This is a genomic window from Burkholderia sp. MSMB1589WGS (assembly GCF_001636105.1).
In the GTDB taxonomy this organism is placed as follows: Bacteria; Pseudomonadota; Gammaproteobacteria; order Burkholderiales; family Burkholderiaceae; genus Burkholderia; species Burkholderia humptydooensis.
Genome location: NZ_LNJT01000007.1, coordinates 2089650 through 2107629 on the forward strand (window position 1 = coordinate 2089650; position 17980 = coordinate 2107629).

Sequence of the window (17980 nt, forward strand, 5' to 3'; positions counted from 1 at the left end):
ATGAAGCACGCCCCCCATATGAGAGGCATCGTCGCGGCGGTGATCGGCAATGCGCTGGAATGGTACGACTTCGTCGTCTTCAGCTACATGACGGTCGTGCTTGCCGATCTGTTCTTTCCGACCGGGCACAGCTATACGTCCATCCTGCTCACGACCGGCACGTTCGGCGTCGCCTTTCTGATGCGGCCGATCGGCGGGCTGGTGCTCGGCTCGTACGCGGACCGGTTCGGCCGTAAGCGCGCGCTGTCGCTCGTCATCGCCTTGATGACCTTGGGCCTCCTGATCATTTCGCTGGCGCCCACGCATGCGAGTATCGGGGTGGCCGCTCCGGTGCTGATCGTCATCGCTCGCCTGATCCAGGGCTTTTCCGCCGGCGGGGAATTCGGCACGGCGACGGCGCTTCTGATCGAATCGGCGCCGCCCGGCCGGAGCGGATTCTTCGGCAGCTTTCAGATGGCCAGCCAGGCGGCCGCGCTGCTGCTCGGCGCGATCGTGGGCGCGCTGGTGACGAAGGGCCTGAGCCACGACGAACTCATGGCGTGGGGATGGCGGATTCCGTTCGTCATCGGGCTCGTCATCGGGCCGGTCGGCTTCTATATCCGGCGAAACCTCGTCGAGCCGGAGAGCGCGCCGGCGGCGGACGAACGGCCGACGCAAGTCCTGCAGAGCGTCGTGCGCGACCACATCGGCGGCGTGCTTTCGAGCCTCGCGGCGGTGGTCGCGCTGACGTCGAGCGTCTACGTGCTGGTCAGCTATCTGCCGACCTACGCGGTCAAGCAACTGAAGCTGCCGATCGAAGCGAGCTTCTACGCGCTCGTCGCCGGCAATACGCTGCTCGTGCTGCTTTGTCCGGTGGCCGGCCGAATCTCCGACAGCATCGGCCGAAAATCGCTGTCGCTCGTTTCGCTCGTCGTGACGCTCGCGTTGCTGTATCCGCTGTTCGCGTGGCTGAACGCGAGTCCGAGCGTCGCGAAGATACTGCTCGTCCAGTGTCTGCTCAGCGTGAGCCTCGCGGGATTCTACGGGCCCTTCGGCGCGCTCGTCTCCGAGCAGTTTCCGGCCGAGGTGCGCTCGACCGGGCTTTCGCTCGCCTATAACCTGGCCGTCATGTTGTTCGGCGGGTTCTCGCAGATGATCGTGACGTGGCTGATCGATGCGACCGGCTCCGCGCTGGCGCCGACGTTCTACGCGATGTTCTGCGTCGGGATGGCGGTGGTGGGCGTCGCGACGATGGCGGCGGGAAGGGTTTCGTTGACGGTCGGCGCGCCGGGCGCGCTGCGATGACGCCGCCCGGCGGGGCGCGCCGGGAAGCCGGCGCAGAGCGGCCGCGACACGGGCTTCAAGGCTGCGATTGAATCATTGACAGGAACTAATGGTGAACTAGAATTCGCAAATGAATCATCATTCATTTTCTCGCGTGAACCCGAAGAAGCGATCTCCCCGTCTTGAAGCGCGCCTCGCCGACAACCGCGCGCAGATCCTCGATGCCGCACGCCGTCTGGTCGCGGAAGGCGGATGGCAGGCTGCGCAGATGTCGTCGGTTGCGCACGCGGCCGGGCTTGCAACGGGATCCGTGTACCGGTATTTCCCGTCGAAGGCGGATCTGTTCGCGCAAGTGCTCGCCATCGTGTCGCAACGTGAGGTGGACGTGGTGCGCCAGATCGCTGCGGCGGGCGGTCTCGTTCGCGACCGGCTGGCCGACGCGGTGTACGCGTTCTCGAAGCGCGCGCTGCGCGGGCGGCGCCTCGCGTTCGCGCTGATCGCCGAGCCTTGCGAGCCGGAGATCGACGTGCAGCGGCTCGCGTACCGGAAAGCGCTGAGCGAAGCCGTTCAGCGGATCATCAAGGAAGGCATCCGGAGCGGCGAATTCCCCGAGCAGGATGCGCGCACGTCGGCCGCCTGCGTGGTCGGCGCGTTCATGGAGGCGCTGGTCGGCCCGCTCGCGCCGGACGAGGAGCACAAGACGGACCAGGCAGAATTCCTCGGCCATATCGTCGAATGCTGCGTGAGGGCGGTCGGGGCGCGGATGCCGCCGCGCGGGAGCGGCGCGCCGCTGCGGATCGTCGGGAAGCCTGAATCCGACTGACCGGGAGACAGACATGAACAATCCGTTGCCGGAGTGGAGCGAAGACAACCCGCAGTCCGGATGCGACGGCGCCACGCACGCCGTATTCAATCAGGCGGCCGACCCGGTCGGATACAACGCGTTTGACGACGATGTCGCGCTATCGTCGATCACCGAACGCTTCGCGCCGTGGGCGGCGGGTCACGCGAGCCGGCTCGGCGCGCTGGCGGGAACCGCGCAGGCTCAGGACGCGGCCCGCCTCGCGAACCTGTACACGCCCGTCCTAAAGAATTTCGACCGCTACGGCAACCGGCTCGACTGGGTGGAATTTCATCCGGCGTGGCATCAGTTGATGTCCTGGGCATTCGGCAATCAGGTGCATTCGCTCGCATGGACCGCCACGGAGCCGAACGGGCATTTCGCGCGCGCGGTTCAGAGCTACCTGTGGAATCAGATCGAGAACGGCGTCGGCTGTCCCACCGGCATGGCGTACGCGTCGGTCGCGGGGTTCAGGCGTTATCCCGAGCTGGCCGCGTGGAAGGAGAAGACGCTGCAGACGCAATACGATCCGCGCCGCCTGCCGATCGAGCAGAAGACTCACGCCGTGATCGCATACGCGATGACCGAAAAGCAGGGCGGATCGGATCTGAGGGAAACGCAGACGTTCGCTGTCCCGCACGAGAACGGCGAGCATGGCGCGATCTACCTCGTCACCGGGCACAAGTGGTTCTGCTCGGTGCCCGTCGCCGACGGGATCTATACGCTCGCGCGCACGCAGGCCGGGGTGTCGTGCTTCTTCATGCCGCGGATTCTCCCGGATGGAACGACGAACCGGATTTTCATCCAGCGTCTGAAGGACAAGGCGGGCAACAAGTCGAATGCGTCGAGCGAGATCGAATATCGAAACGCATGGGCGATCCTCGTCGGCGAAGAGGGGCGCGGCATCCGGGAGATCCTCTCGCATGCGCATCTGACGCGTCTGGATTTCGCCGTGGGCTCGGCCGGGCTGATGCGTCATGCGCTCACGCTCGCGCTGAATCACGCGCAGACGCGGACCGCGTTCGGCAAGCCGCTCGCGGAGCAGCCGATACAGGAGGCGGTGCTCGCCGATCTCGCGATCGACGCCGAGGCGTCGATGCTGATGGCGCTGCGCGTGAGCCGCGCGACGGACGGGTGGGAGGCCGGGAACGCGGCGGAGAAGGCGTTGGCCCGGATCGCGACGCCGGTCGCGAAGTTCTGGAATTGCCGGCGCGCGGCGAGCTTCGTCGTCGAGGCGCTCGAAGTGCATGGCGGGAACGGCTTCATCGAGGAAAATCCGATGGCCCGCCTGTATCGCGAGGCGCCGCTCAACGCGATCTGGGAAGGCACGTCGAACATGATGTGCATGGACGTCATGCGGGCGATGAAGCGCGAGCCGCAGACGCTCGATGCGTTGCTCGACGACTTCGCCGGTCTTGCCGGCGCCAACCGCTTTTTCGACGCGCATCTCGGCGTACTGAAGGCGACGCTCGACGAAGGCGCCGAAATCGAAGGAAACGCGCGCCGCATCGCATCGCTGATGGCGCTCGCCTTGCAAGGCGCCGAACTGCTGCGCCATTCGACCGCGGAAGTGGCGGATGCATTCTGCGCCTCGAGGTTGCATGACGGCATGGGCTACGTGTTCGGCGCGCTCAAGCCGGCGCCGGCGCTTCGGCACATCGTGCGTCGCGCGGCGGTCGTCCCGCATTAGGAACGGCGCGCGCGCGATGCGATCGCGTGCGGCTTGCGGCGTGCGGCGTGCGGCGTGCGGTGTGCGGAAGCGAGTCCGGCTCGCCGCCATCATTCCCGGCGGATTCGGCTTCGCGCATGCGCGCGCCGAATCCGCGGTCGCGCCGAAAGAGGCCGGCGCGTTCGCGAAGACGCCCGCCGCTTGCTGCGCGCGCAGCAAGCGCCGACGGCGGCTCAACATCCGATTCGATCGATAGACACCGTGCGCGCTGCGCAACGGCGATGATGCCCTCGTGCCGGGGCGAGCGAAGGCGCGATGCTGCCCGTCGAACCGGCGGCACGGAACGCGGCGGCGCGGGGCGGACGTCGCCGCCGGGTTCGCATGCGCGCGCCGCACGTTCACCTCCGGAGGAAGCATGTTCGGCCTGATGCAGGATAAGCAGCTTCTGATCAGCGATCTCCTCGAATACGCGCGGGTCTATCACGGCGCGCGCGAGATCGTCAGTCAGGACGCCGCCGGCGCGATTCATCGCTACACCTATGCCGACGCGGCCGCGCGGGCGGCGCAGCTCGCGCACGCGCTCGACGCGCACGGCGTGGCGGACGGCGATCGCGTCGCATCGATCGCGATGAACGGCTATCGCCATTTCGAGATGTATTACGGCGTTTCCGGCATCGGCGCGGTGCTTCATACCGTCAACCCGCGGCTGTTCGACGCCCATCTGGTCTACGTCATCAATCACGCCGAAGATCGCCTGCTGTTCGTCGATCCCGAATTCCTGCCGACGGTCGAGCGCATCGCCGGGCAACTGCCGTGCGTCGAGAAGATCGTCGTGCTCGGCGATGCGGGCAGCGCCGGCGCGGTGCGACTTCCGGTCGACGTGACCGATTACGAGACCTTTATCGGCGCGTTCGCGACGACGTTCGCGTGGCCGTCGTTCGACGAACGCAAGGCTTCGTCGCTGTGCTACACGTCGGGAACCACGGGGGAGCCGAAGGGCGTGCTGTATTCGCACCGCTCGACGGTCGTGCACGCGCTGGCCGCGGCGCAGCAGAGCGCGTTCGGCATCGTGTCGTCCGACGTCGTGATGCCCATCGCGCCGATGTTCCATGCGAACGCCTGGGCGATGCCGTACCTCGCGGCGATGACGGGCGCGAAGCTCGTGCTGCCTGGGCGCAGGCTCGACGGCGAATCCGTCCAGCGCCTCGTCGAGCGGGAGCAGGTGACGTTCACCGTCGCGGTGCCGACGGTCGTCACGATGCTGCTCGAGCATCTGCGCCGCACGGGGAGCCGCATCGACAGCCTGAAGCGCGCAGTCGTCGGCGGCTCGGCGGTGCCGCCGACGATGATCAGGACACTGAAGGAAGTCTACGGCTGCCAGGTTCATCAGGTATGGGGGATGACCGAGCTCAGTCCGCTCGGCACGTTCTCGACGCTGTCTCATGCGGCGAGCCAACTGGACGACGACGCGCAAACGAGAATCATGGCGTGCCAGGGCCGCGCGCAGTTCGGGATGGAGCTCAAGCTCGTCGGCGAGGACGGGCGCAGGCTCGCTCATGACGGCCGGTCCGTGGGCGCGATCTGGGTCAGAAGCGCATGGGCGGCGTCCGGCTATTTCAAGCAGGCATCCGGTGGCGTGCTGGACGGGGACGGCTGGTTTCCGACGGGTGACGTCGGAACGATCGATCCGCTCGGCTACCTGCGCATCACGGATCGCGCGAAGGACGTGATCAAGTCGGGCGGAGAGTGGATCAGCTCGGTCGATCTCGAAAATCTCTGCTATGGGCACCCGGCCGTGAAGCTCGCGGCCGTCGTCGGCGCGAGCCACCCGAAATGGGAAGAACGGCCGGTTCTTTGCATCGTGCGCAAGGCGGACGAGCCGGTGACGAAGGACGAACTGCTGACGTTCCTGTCGAGCCGGGTCGCGAAATGGTGGCTGCCCGACGATGTCGTGTTCCTCGACGAGATGCCGTTGACGCCGACCGGAAAAATCAGAAAGACCGAGCTGCGCGACCGCTTCCGCGACCATCTGACGGCCGGCGCACGTCAGGGCAGCGGGGACGAGACGTGATGTCGGCGCTGCGGCGCGCAGTTGCCGTCGCGCCCCGCCGCCTCTGCGGCTGCCGGGCATTGGGGAACGCACATCGGGGGATTGGAATGGAACGGGAGCGTCGCGAAGAGAGCCGAGACGTCGTGTGCGTCGAAAAACGTTCGTCGATGCCGGTTTCGACGTGGCGTGACGCGTCGCTGCCGGCGGGGCGGCTGGTTCGCGCGGCGTACGGCGCGCACGTTTTCGAGCCGCACGTGCATGACGAGCTCGTGATCGCCGTCACCGAAAGCGGCGCCGCGCATTGCAAATCGTCGCGCGGCGTGGAGACCGTGAAGCCTTTGACGCTGTGGGTGACTCACGCGGGCGAGTGCCACTCGGGCACAGTGCCGCGCGATTCCTGCTGGAAATACAGGGCGATCTATCTCGATCCGCTCGATGGCGACGAGCGCGTGCGTTATGAGAATATCCGCTCCGGCCTGCATGACGAGCCCGGGCTTGCCGCGCTGCTGCTCAGGGCGCATCGCTGCGCCGAGATCGATGCGCCCGCGCTGATGAAAGAGGCGTTCTGGCTCGAAGCCATGTCGGCGCTGCACGCGCGCTGCTCGATGGCCGTGGCGGCCGGCGAGCAGATCGGCGGCAACGCGCAGGCCGTCCATCGCGCGAAGGATTACCTCATCGAATATGCCGACGGCGATGTCAGTATCGAGGAACTGGCGCGCCTCACCAACCTGAGCCGTTTCCATCTGATGCGCTCGTTCAAGAAGACGTTCGGCATTCCGCTTCACCGCTTCCATCTCCAGTGCAAGCTTCACAAGGCGAAGTACCTGCTTCGGACCGGCACGTCGGTTGCCGACGCCGCATTGAGCGCGGGTTTTTTCGATCAAAGCCACTTCACGCGGAATTTCAAGCGGATGTACGGCGTCACGCCGGGTACGTTCCGAAGCCTGTATCGCGATAGCGTCAACTGATCGAGCCGAATCGCGATGCGTCGCGGCCGCTTCAGGCGATGACGTGCGCGAGCGCGGGTGTCGTCGGGGCCGGCGTCCATGCGTACGGCATCTCAGCACTATCGTACAAGCCGCCCGTTTTTGACGTTCGCACTATGGGCCGACCTTCGATAACGCACGCGAAACGGGGTAAGGAGATCAACGAAAAATGCGAGCACGACTGATAGGCGGCGCGACCGCAACGACATTTCTTTTGTGCTCGCCGGCCTGGGCGCAGAGCACCGTGACGCTGTACGGCCTGCTCGATAGCGGCTTCACCTATTCGAACAATCAGAATGGAAAAGCGAGCTATCAGGCGTCGAGCGGAGAGCTTCAGGGCAGCCGCTTCGGATTGCGCGGCGTCGAGGATCTCGGCGGCGGGATGAAGGCGATCTTCACGATCGAGAACGGATTCGACGGCTTCACGGGCAGGCTCGGGCAGGGCGGTCTCGGGTTCGGACGGCAGGCGTATGTCGGGCTTTCGTCGCCGTACGGCACGATCACCGTCGGGCGGCAATACGAGTCGATCGTCGAATACCTGGGCTACATGGAAGCGGGCGACACATTCGCGGGTTATCTGGGCGCACACGCGGGAGACGTCGACAACTTCAACAACACGTTTCGGGTCAACAATTCCGTGCGCTACAAGAGCCCGAATTTCAACGGTTTCGATTTCGGCGGGTTATACAGCTTCGGCGGCACGCCGGGCGATTTCGCGAACAACCGCGTCTGGAGCGTCGGCGCGGAATATGTGGCGTCTGGCCTGACGCTCGCCGGCGCGTTTCTGAGCATTCACAACGCGAGCACGAACATCTACGGGGCATCCGCGCCTGCGACGGCTGGCGCCGCGTTCGAGTCGAACGTGAAGAATCCGATCTACAGCGGCTTCACGTCCGCGTCGACGGTGCAGATTGCGGGTGTCGCCGCGCGATACGCGAGCGGCAAATCGACGATCGGCGCGATGTATTCGCAGACGCGGTTCGGCGACGTCGTGCCGACGAGCGCCGGCCCTTATTCGGGCAACCTCTACATTCGCAACGTCGAGGTGAGTTACCAGTATTTCATCACGTCGCTGCTGGAGGCCGGCGCGGCCTACGTTTTCACGAAGGCTCCCGATGCGAAGTATCACCAGGTCAGCCTCGGTCTCGACTATTTCCTGTCGAAGAGAACCGATGTATACGGCGCGTTCCTGTGGCAGCGCGCGATCGGCACCGACTCGACCGGCAATGCCGCCGTGGCGAATCTGAACCTGCTGTCGCCGTCTTCGTCAGCGAATCAACTGGCTGTCCACGTCGCGCTGCGCCACAAATTCTAGGTGCTGCCGGATGGCGGTAACGGGATTGCGGTGTTGGGGCGATCGGCTCCGATCGAGCCGTGCCGCAGCGCTGTCAGAGCGCGTGACGTGTTCCGGGCAGGAGGGGCCGCTGGCTGGAAACAGAAAAGGGTTACAAGCTGATCGCTTGTAACCCTTTGAATTCGGTGGTGGGGCGTGAGTGACTCGAACACTCGACCTACGGATTAAGAGTCAAACCAAGCGCCTTGCAGGTTACTGGTAGTCACTTGATTTTGCAAGAGATTTTGTCACGGGACGCCTCCGGCGATGACGGGTGGTAACTAGCTTGCTCCGGCAGAATTCCGGCACTGCGGCACCTTGTGGTCCAGTCCGCGACGTCAGATTGCTAGATTAAGCGGCCCCAACGATATACCCCCTTCCTGACCTCCATAAAGACGGGCTGGTCGATTCTCCGGGATGCCGCCCTGCTCGCCGGCAAGTCGATCACATTGGACGCGGAGCGCCCAGCTAGAAAGTCGTCCGCGGTTCGGTCCCCATCTACCCAGCCCCGCTCTATCGGTTGTGCCAGCGCGGAGATAGTTTGCAACGGTGAAGTCCGGTGCAGTTGCCAATCGAGCGCAGACGTGAGCCGTGACTGCCGAGAGACATCGAGCGAAGGCATTTCGGCTTCAACCTTATGCACTAGCGCCGGGATAACCGACTGCAGCGGTTCACCGGGTGAGAAGCCGAACGCTGATCGTTCCAAGCCCGGCCATCCCTTTTCCCACAATAAACCCCACTGCCAGCACCAGGTCGCCAGCGCGATGTCTCCATCAGGTCGCGTCCGGTTCACGTCAACGAGGTCAAAGAACGTCGGCCAACCATCCTCATACGCGAGAAACAAAAAACGGGCACGTAGGAATTGCTCAGAAAGTCTTTTGCGACCGAGCTCGTGAAATTCCTCGGGGTATCCAATGAATTTTCGGTCGCTTCCTTCGAAGACTGCAATGCGCCGTGCCTTTCGCTTCGTGAGATCAGCGACACGCTGCTCCAGGCTTTGAATAGCCGATGCTAGAGGTGCGCGATCCTTCTTTGCATATCTATAGGTCTGGCCGCACCAGATCGACCCCGGCGGCGACAGCGCGTCGTCGAGCTGCTCATACGTCATCCCGCTTACCCACCGGGCTTCCCGAATGAGCATTTCCGTGAAGCTCTTGAGAGGCCAACGCAATTTCTGGCCGCTGTTGGGGCCGATGTTTGCCACCACAGTCCTCCGATCAAAAAATGGCCCTGTCGTGCTAGTACCACGAATCATATTCTGGTCAACGTACTAACGACAAGTGACTGGAGGTCTCCGATGGCCAAGATTAATAACGAGTTTCGGCAGATTTTCGCAGGGATGGCACCGCAAGCCATCATCAACCGGGATGAGCTTGCGGCGCTGTTGGCTACGACTGTTGGTGCTGTCACTCAAATGGCATATCGAGGTGAACTTCCGCCGACGGCATTTCCTGCGAAACGGCGTGCGTGCTGGTTTGTCTGTGATATTCGCGAGTGGCTCGATGACGCGGCGTCGCGGCGGACGAAAGACGGCGTTGTGGCACACGAGAGCGTGCAGAAGCCACGAGCCGGTCGGCCCCGACTCCCGACCAACGGCGCAATTTGAATGGGGATTGGTTTATGACTCGCGAAATAGCCGAACGCCCTGTCCATGGTGAGCTTGTGAAGGCGGACACGATGTGGTTTCACGTCTTTCGCTCGATGGTCGATAGCGGGGATCTCGCCCGTATGAAGGGTTCGTCGCTCAAGGTCTACCTAATTATCAAAGCGCACGTCAATTTGCACACCGGCGTTGGTGGCCCCGGCATCGAGACGATTTCTGCGAAGGCGGATCTGTCGATCGCTCAGGTCAAGCGCGCTGTAGCCGAGCTGGAATCGCTGGGTTACATCGCCAAGTCCCGGCGCGGTCGTGCAAACGAATACCGCGTTCGCGAAACCATCCAGATCCGTGACCAGTTGGGGAAGCCGACCGGAGTTGCGTCGTGGGACTACGTGCCCGCTGCTGTGCGAGATACCGTCTCGGACCTCAATAGTGTCCTCGATTCGCAGGACATTCGGAGTGCTCGAATAGTTCAGATCGAGCGCCTGCAAGTGAACATCAATCAGGTAGGTGCCGGAAGCGTGGTTGTCAATGTGCAGGATGCGCTTGCGCAGATATCCCCGGGGCTGAGGGAGAAGCTCTCAGATTTGCTTCAGCGCGCCGGTGTCGTGGAGGCAGGAAGTTATACACAGCGCATGGATGACACGGATCACCGATGAGCCGTTTGATAGGCGAATACAGCTCGCCGCTGATACCAATGTCCCGCTAATAGGGCTCCTGAGCGAGCCCCTAAAGAGAAGAGACGTTTACTTAGAGATTGTTCCGCACGCCAGCTCCGATGGGCCGACGCTTGTCCGAAAGGACGTTGCTATACGCCCTGCTCACGGTTGGCATATCGAGGACTGGTCAGCAACATGGCTATTACATCATGACGGATCGAAGCAATGGCGTGCTTAGCGTTCAGCTCGGCCCGCTCAAGCAAGACTGGATTGCCTATTGTCGTTCGCACGGGATATCGCCGAGCGACGCAACAAGGCAAGTCATTCGAAAACTCATCGGGCGTGAGCCTCATGCCGCAGCCTCGACACAAATTGACTTGTCGGGTGCGTCCCGCGTGAAGGCGCGAGTAGAGGTTCGCGTAACGGTGGACGAGCATCGCGCAGTTGCAGCGATAGCAGCCGCCGAGGGCTTTTCCGTGAATTCTTGGATTGTCGCTCTCATTCGAGCCCGACTGACCGGCTCACCTCAGTTCGGACAGGGGGAGCTTGAGCAACTGGCGTCTTCGAACAGCCGACTTCTTGCTATTGGCCGCAATCTCAATCAGATCACCCGTGCGCTGAACGCCGCGCCGACTGATCTCGCACGTTTTCGACCTGAGGTAATCGAGTCTCTTGCGAGCGAGATCAAATCTCATACAACCACCGTGGGGGCGCTCGTTCAATCGAATGTTCAGCGCTGGTCCCGCTAACCTGGAGGTCTACATGCAATTGAAGCCTCGTTACGACTGGTCCGACCTGAAAACGCTGGTTCCAAGGAAGGTTCGTCCTACGACATACAAGGGCACAGCTCGACGCCGCGCTCCGCCTATCCCAACGCTGTTGATTCGAGCGAATCGGTATCGCGGCTTCGCCTTATACGTGATGAGCGCGTCCGGCTCAACACCCGTATTTCTCGATGGCTCGCCTGTTTGGTTCAAATCCATCAGCGCTTGCGCTGATGCGTTGCTGGACTTGGATGTTGACTTGGATTTTGAGCACGTTCTTTTGGACCTCGGGGTGTGGGATTGCCACGAGATACCTCAGCGACACGATGAGCCTCGCCCTGCGAGGGCTCAAGGCAGCCGTCTTGCAAAAGTGGGCCTTCGGCCCTTGCGCCCCCTGGGCGCTCAACAGGGAGACCGGCCATGATTTCTCTTTGGGTGCTCATTTTTCTGGTTTCGAGCTTCCTGTTTTATATCCATTGTCTCGACTGGAGCTTCCTCGTCAGAAATCGCCAGTTGCTCGGCTACTTCGTCCATACGCCTATCTATTTCGTTGGAGATCTTGTGTCGATGCTCGCGTACATCGCGCTGCTTGTGCTGGGAACTCGCCAGCTTTTCGGCTTCGCCCACAACGATGGGTTGTACGTGATTGCGGCGCTTTTCGTCACGTTCGTTGTCGGCTACAGGCGCGCGAACGCAGGACTCCGCGCCAGTGAGGAGGATGTTCAATGAAACTGCTTTTCATCTGCATCACGATTGTTGCGCTCACCGCATGTCAGAAGGAGGGCAACGAATCCAGCAAAGAACGAGCGCAGGACCACCTCGCGCCCATACCTGCCAGCCAATTCGGTTGGAACAAATAGGGAGAGTGACGATGGATCAAGGTCAGCTTTGGCAGTTTGTTTCCGGATCAATCGACAACGCAATTTCAAAATACGTGACCGGGATTTCGTCATCGATTGCGAGCGCGATCGTCCCCGGCGTGACGGCGGCGGTGACGATCTGGATTCTCATGTATGGATGGACGGTGATGCGCGGCGAAGTCCACGAGCCGGTTCCCCAATTTACGGAGAGAGCGTTCAAGGTGTCGGCGATACTCGCGGTCGCGTTGGGATCGGGGGCCTATCAGGCCTACGTGGTCGAATTCGTCAATGGATTGACAACTGGGCTGGTGCAAACGGTAATGCCGGGGTCGACGAACAACGTATTCTCTGCGGTCGATCAGCTTGATGCCAAGGGATTCCAGCTCATGCAGATGTATTGGGAAAGAGGGACCAATCTTTTTCCGGCGGGTGGATATGCCGATCTCGTTTCCGCGCTGATCGTAGGTGTATCGGCGGCGGTGGCCGAACTCGTCATCGCAGGTTTTCTACTGCTTGCGAAAGTCGCGTTGGCTCTCATGCTTGCCGTTGGTCCGTTGTTTGTTGCGTGTTTCGCCTTTGCGCCAACGAGACGATTCGCCGAGGGATGGACATCAAAGATCGCAAACTACAGTCTTCTGATTTTCCTCCTGGCGGCAGCGGCGGCGATTTGCCTGTCGATCTACAAGACCTTCTTCGATCAAATGATCGCGAGTTCCACAACAGCCAATGCACTAGGGGATGCGATGAACCTACTCGCCCTGACAGGAGGAATCAACATCCTGATTATCCAGCTTCCGGGAGTCGCGGCGGGGATCTCCGGCGGCGCTCCGGTTTCAGGTGCTGCGGCCATGGCATTCGGAGCCGTCCTGGGCCGCCTTGGGGTTGGGGGGAATGGTGGCAATCAGCCCAAATTGCCTCCGAAGATTCAGCCCCGAAACGGCGGATCCGTATCCGATGGAGGGACGCCTTCGTCGAGATCTTCCGCGGGTACCAGCTCGCCAATCCCTGCATACCAGCGAGCTACCTATGAACGTCTGCTGGGCCGCAGGGACTGACCGCATTCGCGCGAATCTGGCGGGCGAACTCGATAACGCTGGGGCGGGGAGCTGGAGAACGTGACTCAACCGAAGATTTACGTAAGCGGAATACTACGCACGTGGGGCGACGAGTTGTTCGGTGACGGCACCCATGTCGTCCGACCACGTAAAGCAGCCACTGGAGTGACACTCGCGCCTCGGCGGAGATCGCCCAGCAAACGGACCCGGCCAACAGGCGTAGCTAGGATTCGGCAGACGCTCGTTGCAACCACGCGGAAGGCGCCTGAAGTGGTCGTCAAGATCAGCGGTGGAGGCCGCGGAATGAGGGCGATTCGAGCTCATCTCGACTACATATCGCGCAATGGCGAGGTGTCGCTTGAAAACCAGGACGGCGACCAGCTAATCGGCCGCGACGACATCACTTATCTCAAGAAGGAACTTCAGTACGGTGGGTTCGGCATTCCGGAGGAAAGCCGCGTCCGGGAGGCTTTCAATGTCGTGTTTTCGATGCCGCCCGGCACCGATAGAACCGCTGTTCACGATTCAGTGCGCGCCTTTGCTGCCGAGGAATTTGGGGAGAATTTCCGCTATGTGTTCGCATGCCACACCGATGAAGCACACCCGCATGTTCATCTGTGCATAGTCGCTCGGTCCAATGATGGTACGAGGCTCAATCCGCGAAAGGCAGATTTGCAGGACTGGCGTGAATCGTTCGCCTCGCATTTGCGCGATCACGGCGTCGAAGCAAATGCCACCCGTCGGCAGACACGCGGCGTAGCGAAGCGGGCCATACCTCAACCAGTAACGAACATGCGGGAAAAGCGCGGTGTGGTACCTGAACGGCCCCGCAGCCCGATGCGCGATGAAGCGCGCCGCATGCGTATCGAGACGGACAAAAAAGTGATGCGAGCATATGGTGCGATAGCGCGTGCCATGGCCGAGTCAGAGGACGTAGGTGATCGAGCGCTGGCCGTTGAAATCGTGAATCTGGTAAAGCAGATGCCTGCCGTTCAGCTTGCATATGAACCAACGGCCGGGGATCGTCCCGACAAGGCCGATGGGCGGTCCGTTGAAATCCAGCGGCCGACAGTACCGAACGGCAAGCGTGGACCTGACGATCTGGCTAGATAGCCGATCCTCTCAAAAAATTGCGACAGCGCAAATTTCTTGCGCTGTCGCAATTTTTGGACTGGCCGTGCTCGCTGATTTGCGGTCGGCCTGCGGTAGTTCTTCAGCGCATCGTGTCAGTGCCCGGTAGTTGTTCAGCGCACGCACGCTGTTCACAAAATCCGAGCTCGAGCAGCTGCGTGTTGTGAACATTCCTTGCGATCATGAGAAAGTCGAGCCAGCACCGAGCTGGTGGCCGGACGTTAGTTGTTCAGCGTATCACCGAGTCCTGTTCAAGCGCCCATAGCCGCCCGTCGAACGTCGCGACAAAGCCGTCTCCATTGTGAATAGGGCTTCGCTGATCGATTAGTCGGTACGCTCGCATGGCATCGGCATCGATGATTGGCGCGCCAGTCTCGATCAACCATCGCATCGCTTGGAAAAACTGACCGTGGCCGAACATCACCATCGTGAGATCTGACGAGCGGTGAAGTTTCGTGAGGCGACTCAACGCGGCCTGCACACGTTCGATGAACGCTGCGAATGATTCAGCCCCTGGTCCGTCCACGAGTGTCGGATCGGACGTGTCCCAGTACGCTTCAACCCATGGACGACGCTGTGCTGTCGACGTGCCCGCACACTTCGCCGGTGTGATGTATGTAAATTCCTGAATCGGCCATGTCTCGCACGGCGTCAAGGGAAATTGACCGAGCGTCGGAGCGGCTGTTTGCTGTGCGCGATAGAAGGGCGAGCAGATCACGATGCCCGGAGGAGAGGTAAAGCGCCGGGCGATTGCGATAGCTTGCTGCTCCCCCCGTTCGGTCAATGGGATGGACGCAGGATCGTCGGTGGCGTCTCCAGCGTTCGCGGCACTCTCGCCGTGGCGAAAGCATGCTACGCGGAGGACAGGCGGAGGGGTAAGCATTCGAACTGGCATGTCATCGCGGGTGCCGGTCGGGCGGTAGTTCTTCAGCGCAGGAGAGTACCGCAGTTTCCGCGTTGCAACGCTCGGCGCGTGCTGCATGCCACGGGCTTTCGGATTATGCGGTTGGCGATCGATTTGTTACGCAGTAACGGTGAAATATTCTTTCCACTCGCTGCTATCGGGATCAAGCGTAGCGAGGATCTGCTGATCAGCAGCCAAGACCAGTCGCTCCAGCATTTCACGTTGCGTTACGCCGTAACGTTTTGCCAAGCGACCGAGGGCCAGCGCCGTACCACTTGAGACCCAGGTATTGATTCGGCGCTCGCCGTTGTCGCCAGCATATGCACGAGACTGACGGTATTTCGCTTGTCGCTGTGCCGATGATGTTGCCATGCTCAAATCTCGATTGTTACGCAGTAACGATATCCTATTCCGTTACTGCGTAACGCACAAGGGACCCAACGCGAAAGGTGCCCCATTTCACAAATGATTCCGTCCGCCCTATCGGTCAGATCTCACGCGCAGGGCGCGCTGCTGGTCTTCTCTGATGGCAACTAGGGCGATGGCTTGCAGGGCAAGTCATCGAGTGCGGCAGTGAGGCGAAAAATTGCGACAGCGCAAGAAAAGCGATCGGTTGGGTTCTAAGGCAGGATAGGCTTTCGCCGGGAAACGTCACATGGGTCCAAGTCAAGGCGTCGCTAAGCATATACATCGCAATGTTATGATGATTGTGGGAAAACAAGGCGCCGTGAATCATGGGGACGAGATACGGTAGGCGTGCCAGGGATGGCACCACGGAATATTACGATTCGAAAACTGAACTGGTCGCGGCAGCAAACAGGGAAGCTGCCGCCCGTATGGCCAACATATTCACGGTTGTCGGGGTGATCGTTGGCGGCGTACTTGCTTATCATCTTCTTCACAGGACCGGTGCGCTCGGATGGCCAAAAGCGATCCGCTTTATTTTCCTTGGAGGCTCCGCGGTCGTTTCCGGGCTGGTACTGAGAGTCTTGGGTAGATACGTTTTAATGCTATTGACTGTCTTGCTGGTGGGCAGCCTCCTCCTCAATCTTGGTCGGTGGCTTTGGCATCTTGCGTAGTGGATCAAGAAAATATACGGTATGTGGCGCACGCGTGCGCCATTCGCACTGATTTCAATGAGTCAGAAAACAAAGGTGCGATTGGGGCAGGGTCGTCTTTCGCTGTTTCTAATCAACAACATGTGATTCGGGGAAAATCATGGGGATGAACTGGAAGTACATGCCGGTACTGAAGTGGAAACGGGGTGAGCGTGACGCGCTGCGATATCTTAAGGATGAACAGTGGGAAGGAGTGACGCCGCTGCTCGAGTTGCAGCCTATTAGCGTAGCGCCTGAGGTTGCGGCACTGCGCAAAGCACTGCCAACATACCTTCAGGAGGTTGCGGAGCAAATCGCGAAATCTGTTCCAGTCGATGTTCCGGTCTGTATCGACACGGGTTTCGTATCGTCTAGCTATGCGAAGCAGGTCAACCTGCTCCTAGTGATCTGCCGCGTACTGAATAAGCAGCTTGAGCACCAGGTGGTGCCGGTAATTCGATCGAGCTGGCTCGAAACACTACCTGGTCTGACGCTGTCACTAGCAGAAGAGCTGGCCACATATGATGCAGTCATCCTGCGGTTCCGGACCGATCAATTTGCGGCAGCCCAGGTAAAATCGGGCGTCGACACCTTGGCGAAAATCGTTAAGAAACGCCGCATTCACCTGATGATGGACCAGTATTCACTGGTAGATCGTCAGGCAGCCGCGTGCGTAGCAGACGTAACGCCATACCTGCACGCCGCATTGAGCGTGGGTTGCGCAAGCGTAACGCTTGCGGGTGGATCGTTTCCAGTGAATCTGACGGGAAAGAAGCCGGGGTTTACTGACATTCCTCGTGTCGAGTGGCATATATGGAGCAATGTCAAAAAAGATCCTGCGTTCGCGCCGTTGCGCTACGCCGACTATACCGTGACGAATCCGGAACCTCTTCCGGAAGACCTTGACCCAAAAGCGGTCAATCCGGCGATCGCGATACGCTACGCGGCCGATGGATTCTGGCGCTTGTTCAAAGGAAAGGGTTTCAAGGGCGCACCGCGAGGAGAGTTGCGGGGTCTTTGCAAGCTGTTGACGATGGACCCGGTGTATTCGGGTGAGCCCTTTAGCTATGGTGATGGCAAGTATTTCAAGGATGCTAACGGCAGCGACAAGAACGGCGTACCGTGGACTTGGCGGCGCGATGCCACCAACCATCATATGGTGCTTACCGCCGATGCTTTGACCTGACGTTGCCAGAGAGTCGTCGAGACCAGGGATCTGATGGTCTCAAGGGGCAACGCGGAAGCGATCAGTGCCCACAGATCGTGCGACGAGGCCGATTTCGGCAATTGAATTGAATCGCTTTGCGCGATAGCTGCGATCGCCTCGTCTTTCCAAAGAAGGGAGGCGAGACTGAATGGGTCCTGCCGCGGATTGATTTGAGCCGCACGCACGGACTCCAACGTCACCTTGCCCTTCGTGGTGCGGCTTGCAACTAGTACACCCCACCAACTCGGTACGACTTCTAACGCAGCGGCAACGTGTGTCGGCCCGACGACGAGGTGAATCTGGTCAAACACCCGGTTGTAGGCATGAATTTGATTTGAGAAGCGACTGAAGGTATCAAGGTCGCTTTTGATCTCGTAACCCACCATATCCTTGCCAAAAACCGCAACATCAATGCGGGCGCCACCGCGCTCGATGCGGAACTCTTCCTGAACGTGCTGGCGAGCCGAACGCCTGCGCATCAGTCGCGCGAGCAGTGCGGCACGGATTTCGGCTTCCGTGACCGGTAACAAAGTGGAGGGTGTTGCGATGGCAATGGGCATG

Annotated in this window: 18 protein-coding genes; 14 read left to right on the top strand and 4 right to left on the bottom strand. The window is 60.9% G+C overall.

The features are described 5' to 3' along the window. The 6 genes from WT16_RS17550 to WT16_RS17580 all read left to right on the top strand — a co-directional run bounded on the left by WT16_RS17550 (position 1) and on the right by WT16_RS17580 (position 8124). Complete coding sequence (locus WT16_RS17550) at positions 1 to 1284, top strand: MFS transporter (protein WP_015602320.1); 1284 nt, start codon at positions 1 to 3, stop codon at positions 1282 to 1284. Between the two features lie 109 nt (positions 1285 to 1393). Then, positions 1394 to 2086 carry a TetR/AcrR family transcriptional regulator gene (locus WT16_RS17555; protein ID WP_063533784.1) on the top strand — a complete coding sequence of 231 codons (693 nt, stop codon included), beginning with the start codon at positions 1394 to 1396 and terminating at the stop codon, positions 2084 to 2086. A 13-nt stretch (positions 2087 to 2099) separates the two neighbouring features. Beyond that, entirely contained in the window at positions 2100 to 3794 is a 1695-nt protein-coding gene (locus WT16_RS17560) for an acyl-CoA dehydrogenase family protein (protein ID WP_063533785.1), read from the top strand. A 394-nt stretch (positions 3795 to 4188) separates the two neighbouring features. Continuing rightward, a complete protein-coding gene (locus WT16_RS17570) occupies positions 4189 to 5844 on the top strand; it encodes a long-chain fatty acid--CoA ligase (RefSeq protein ID WP_063533787.1) in 1656 nt (551 codons plus the stop codon). Next, entirely contained in the window at positions 5844 to 6791 is a 948-nt protein-coding gene (locus WT16_RS17575) for an AraC family transcriptional regulator (protein WP_231892074.1), read from the top strand. Before WT16_RS17570 ends, WT16_RS17575 begins: the two co-directional genes overlap by 1 nt. A 187-nt stretch (positions 6792 to 6978) precedes the next feature. Next, positions 6979 to 8124: a porin gene (locus tag WT16_RS17580; RefSeq protein WP_006024089.1), complete on the top strand. Its 1146-nt coding sequence runs from the start codon at positions 6979 to 6981 to the stop codon at positions 8122 to 8124. A 364-nt stretch (positions 8125 to 8488) separates the two neighbouring features. Here the strand turns inward: WT16_RS17580 and WT16_RS17585 are convergent, their stop codons facing one another. After that, on the bottom strand, positions 8489 to 9346 hold the full coding sequence (locus WT16_RS17585) for a hypothetical protein (RefSeq protein WP_154234883.1): 858 nt from the start codon (positions 9344 to 9346) through the stop codon (positions 8489 to 8491). 93 nt (positions 9347 to 9439) lie between these two features. Here WT16_RS17585 and WT16_RS33765 point away from each other — a divergent pair, with 93 nt between their 5' ends. From WT16_RS33765 to WT16_RS31715, 7 genes are all read left to right on the top strand, one after another. Further along, a complete protein-coding gene (locus tag WT16_RS33765; protein ID WP_156521454.1) occupies positions 9440 to 9748 on the top strand; it encodes a hypothetical protein in 309 nt (102 codons plus the stop codon). A gap of 71 nt (positions 9749 to 9819) precedes the next feature. After that, positions 9820 to 10401 (top strand): helix-turn-helix domain-containing protein, encoded by a 582-nt coding sequence (locus WT16_RS17590; protein ID WP_197486479.1) that lies wholly within the window; start codon positions 9820 to 9822, stop codon positions 10399 to 10401. A 146-nt stretch (positions 10402 to 10547) separates the two neighbouring features. Then, entirely contained in the window at positions 10548 to 11150 is a 603-nt protein-coding gene (locus WT16_RS31710) for a plasmid mobilization relaxosome protein MobC (RefSeq protein ID WP_197486480.1), read from the top strand. A gap of 435 nt (positions 11151 to 11585) precedes the next feature. Further along, on the top strand, positions 11586 to 11894 hold the full coding sequence (locus WT16_RS17600) for a hypothetical protein (RefSeq protein ID WP_063533791.1): 309 nt from the start codon (positions 11586 to 11588) through the stop codon (positions 11892 to 11894). Next, on the top strand, positions 11891 to 12025 hold the full coding sequence (locus WT16_RS35420; protein WP_269447543.1) for a hypothetical protein: 135 nt from the start codon (positions 11891 to 11893) through the stop codon (positions 12023 to 12025). The genes WT16_RS17600 and WT16_RS35420 overlap by 4 nt, the downstream gene beginning before the upstream one ends. An 11-nt stretch (positions 12026 to 12036) precedes the next feature. Then, on the top strand, positions 12037 to 13080 hold the full coding sequence (locus tag WT16_RS17605) for a type IV secretion system protein (RefSeq protein WP_197486481.1): 1044 nt from the start codon (positions 12037 to 12039) through the stop codon (positions 13078 to 13080). 270 nt (positions 13081 to 13350) lie between these two features. Continuing rightward, a complete protein-coding gene (locus WT16_RS31715) occupies positions 13351 to 14193 on the top strand; it encodes a relaxase/mobilization nuclease domain-containing protein (RefSeq protein ID WP_156521455.1) in 843 nt (280 codons plus the stop codon). A 247-nt stretch (positions 14194 to 14440) separates the two neighbouring features. Here WT16_RS31715 and WT16_RS17610 read toward each other — a convergent pair whose 3' ends face one another. After that, positions 14441 to 15193, bottom strand: a complete 753-nt coding sequence (locus WT16_RS17610) for a histidine phosphatase family protein (protein ID WP_197486482.1) — start codon at positions 15191 to 15193, stop codon at positions 14441 to 14443. 39 nt (positions 15194 to 15232) lie between these two features. Continuing rightward, positions 15233 to 15487 (bottom strand): hypothetical protein, encoded by a 255-nt coding sequence (locus WT16_RS31720; RefSeq protein ID WP_076848840.1) that lies wholly within the window; start codon positions 15485 to 15487, stop codon positions 15233 to 15235. A gap of 852 nt (positions 15488 to 16339) precedes the next feature. Between WT16_RS31720 and WT16_RS31725 the strand changes: the two genes are divergently transcribed. Continuing rightward, a complete protein-coding gene (locus WT16_RS31725) occupies positions 16340 to 17398 on the top strand; it encodes a hypothetical protein (RefSeq protein WP_158333031.1) in 1059 nt (352 codons plus the stop codon). Here WT16_RS31725 and WT16_RS33770 read toward each other — a convergent pair. Then, a complete protein-coding gene (locus tag WT16_RS33770) occupies positions 17365 to 17979 on the bottom strand; it encodes a sce7726 family protein (RefSeq protein ID WP_051430374.1) in 615 nt (204 codons plus the stop codon). The two genes, WT16_RS31725 and WT16_RS33770, sit on opposite strands and share 34 nt — an antisense overlap. Between the last annotated feature and the right edge of the window lies 1 nt (position 17980).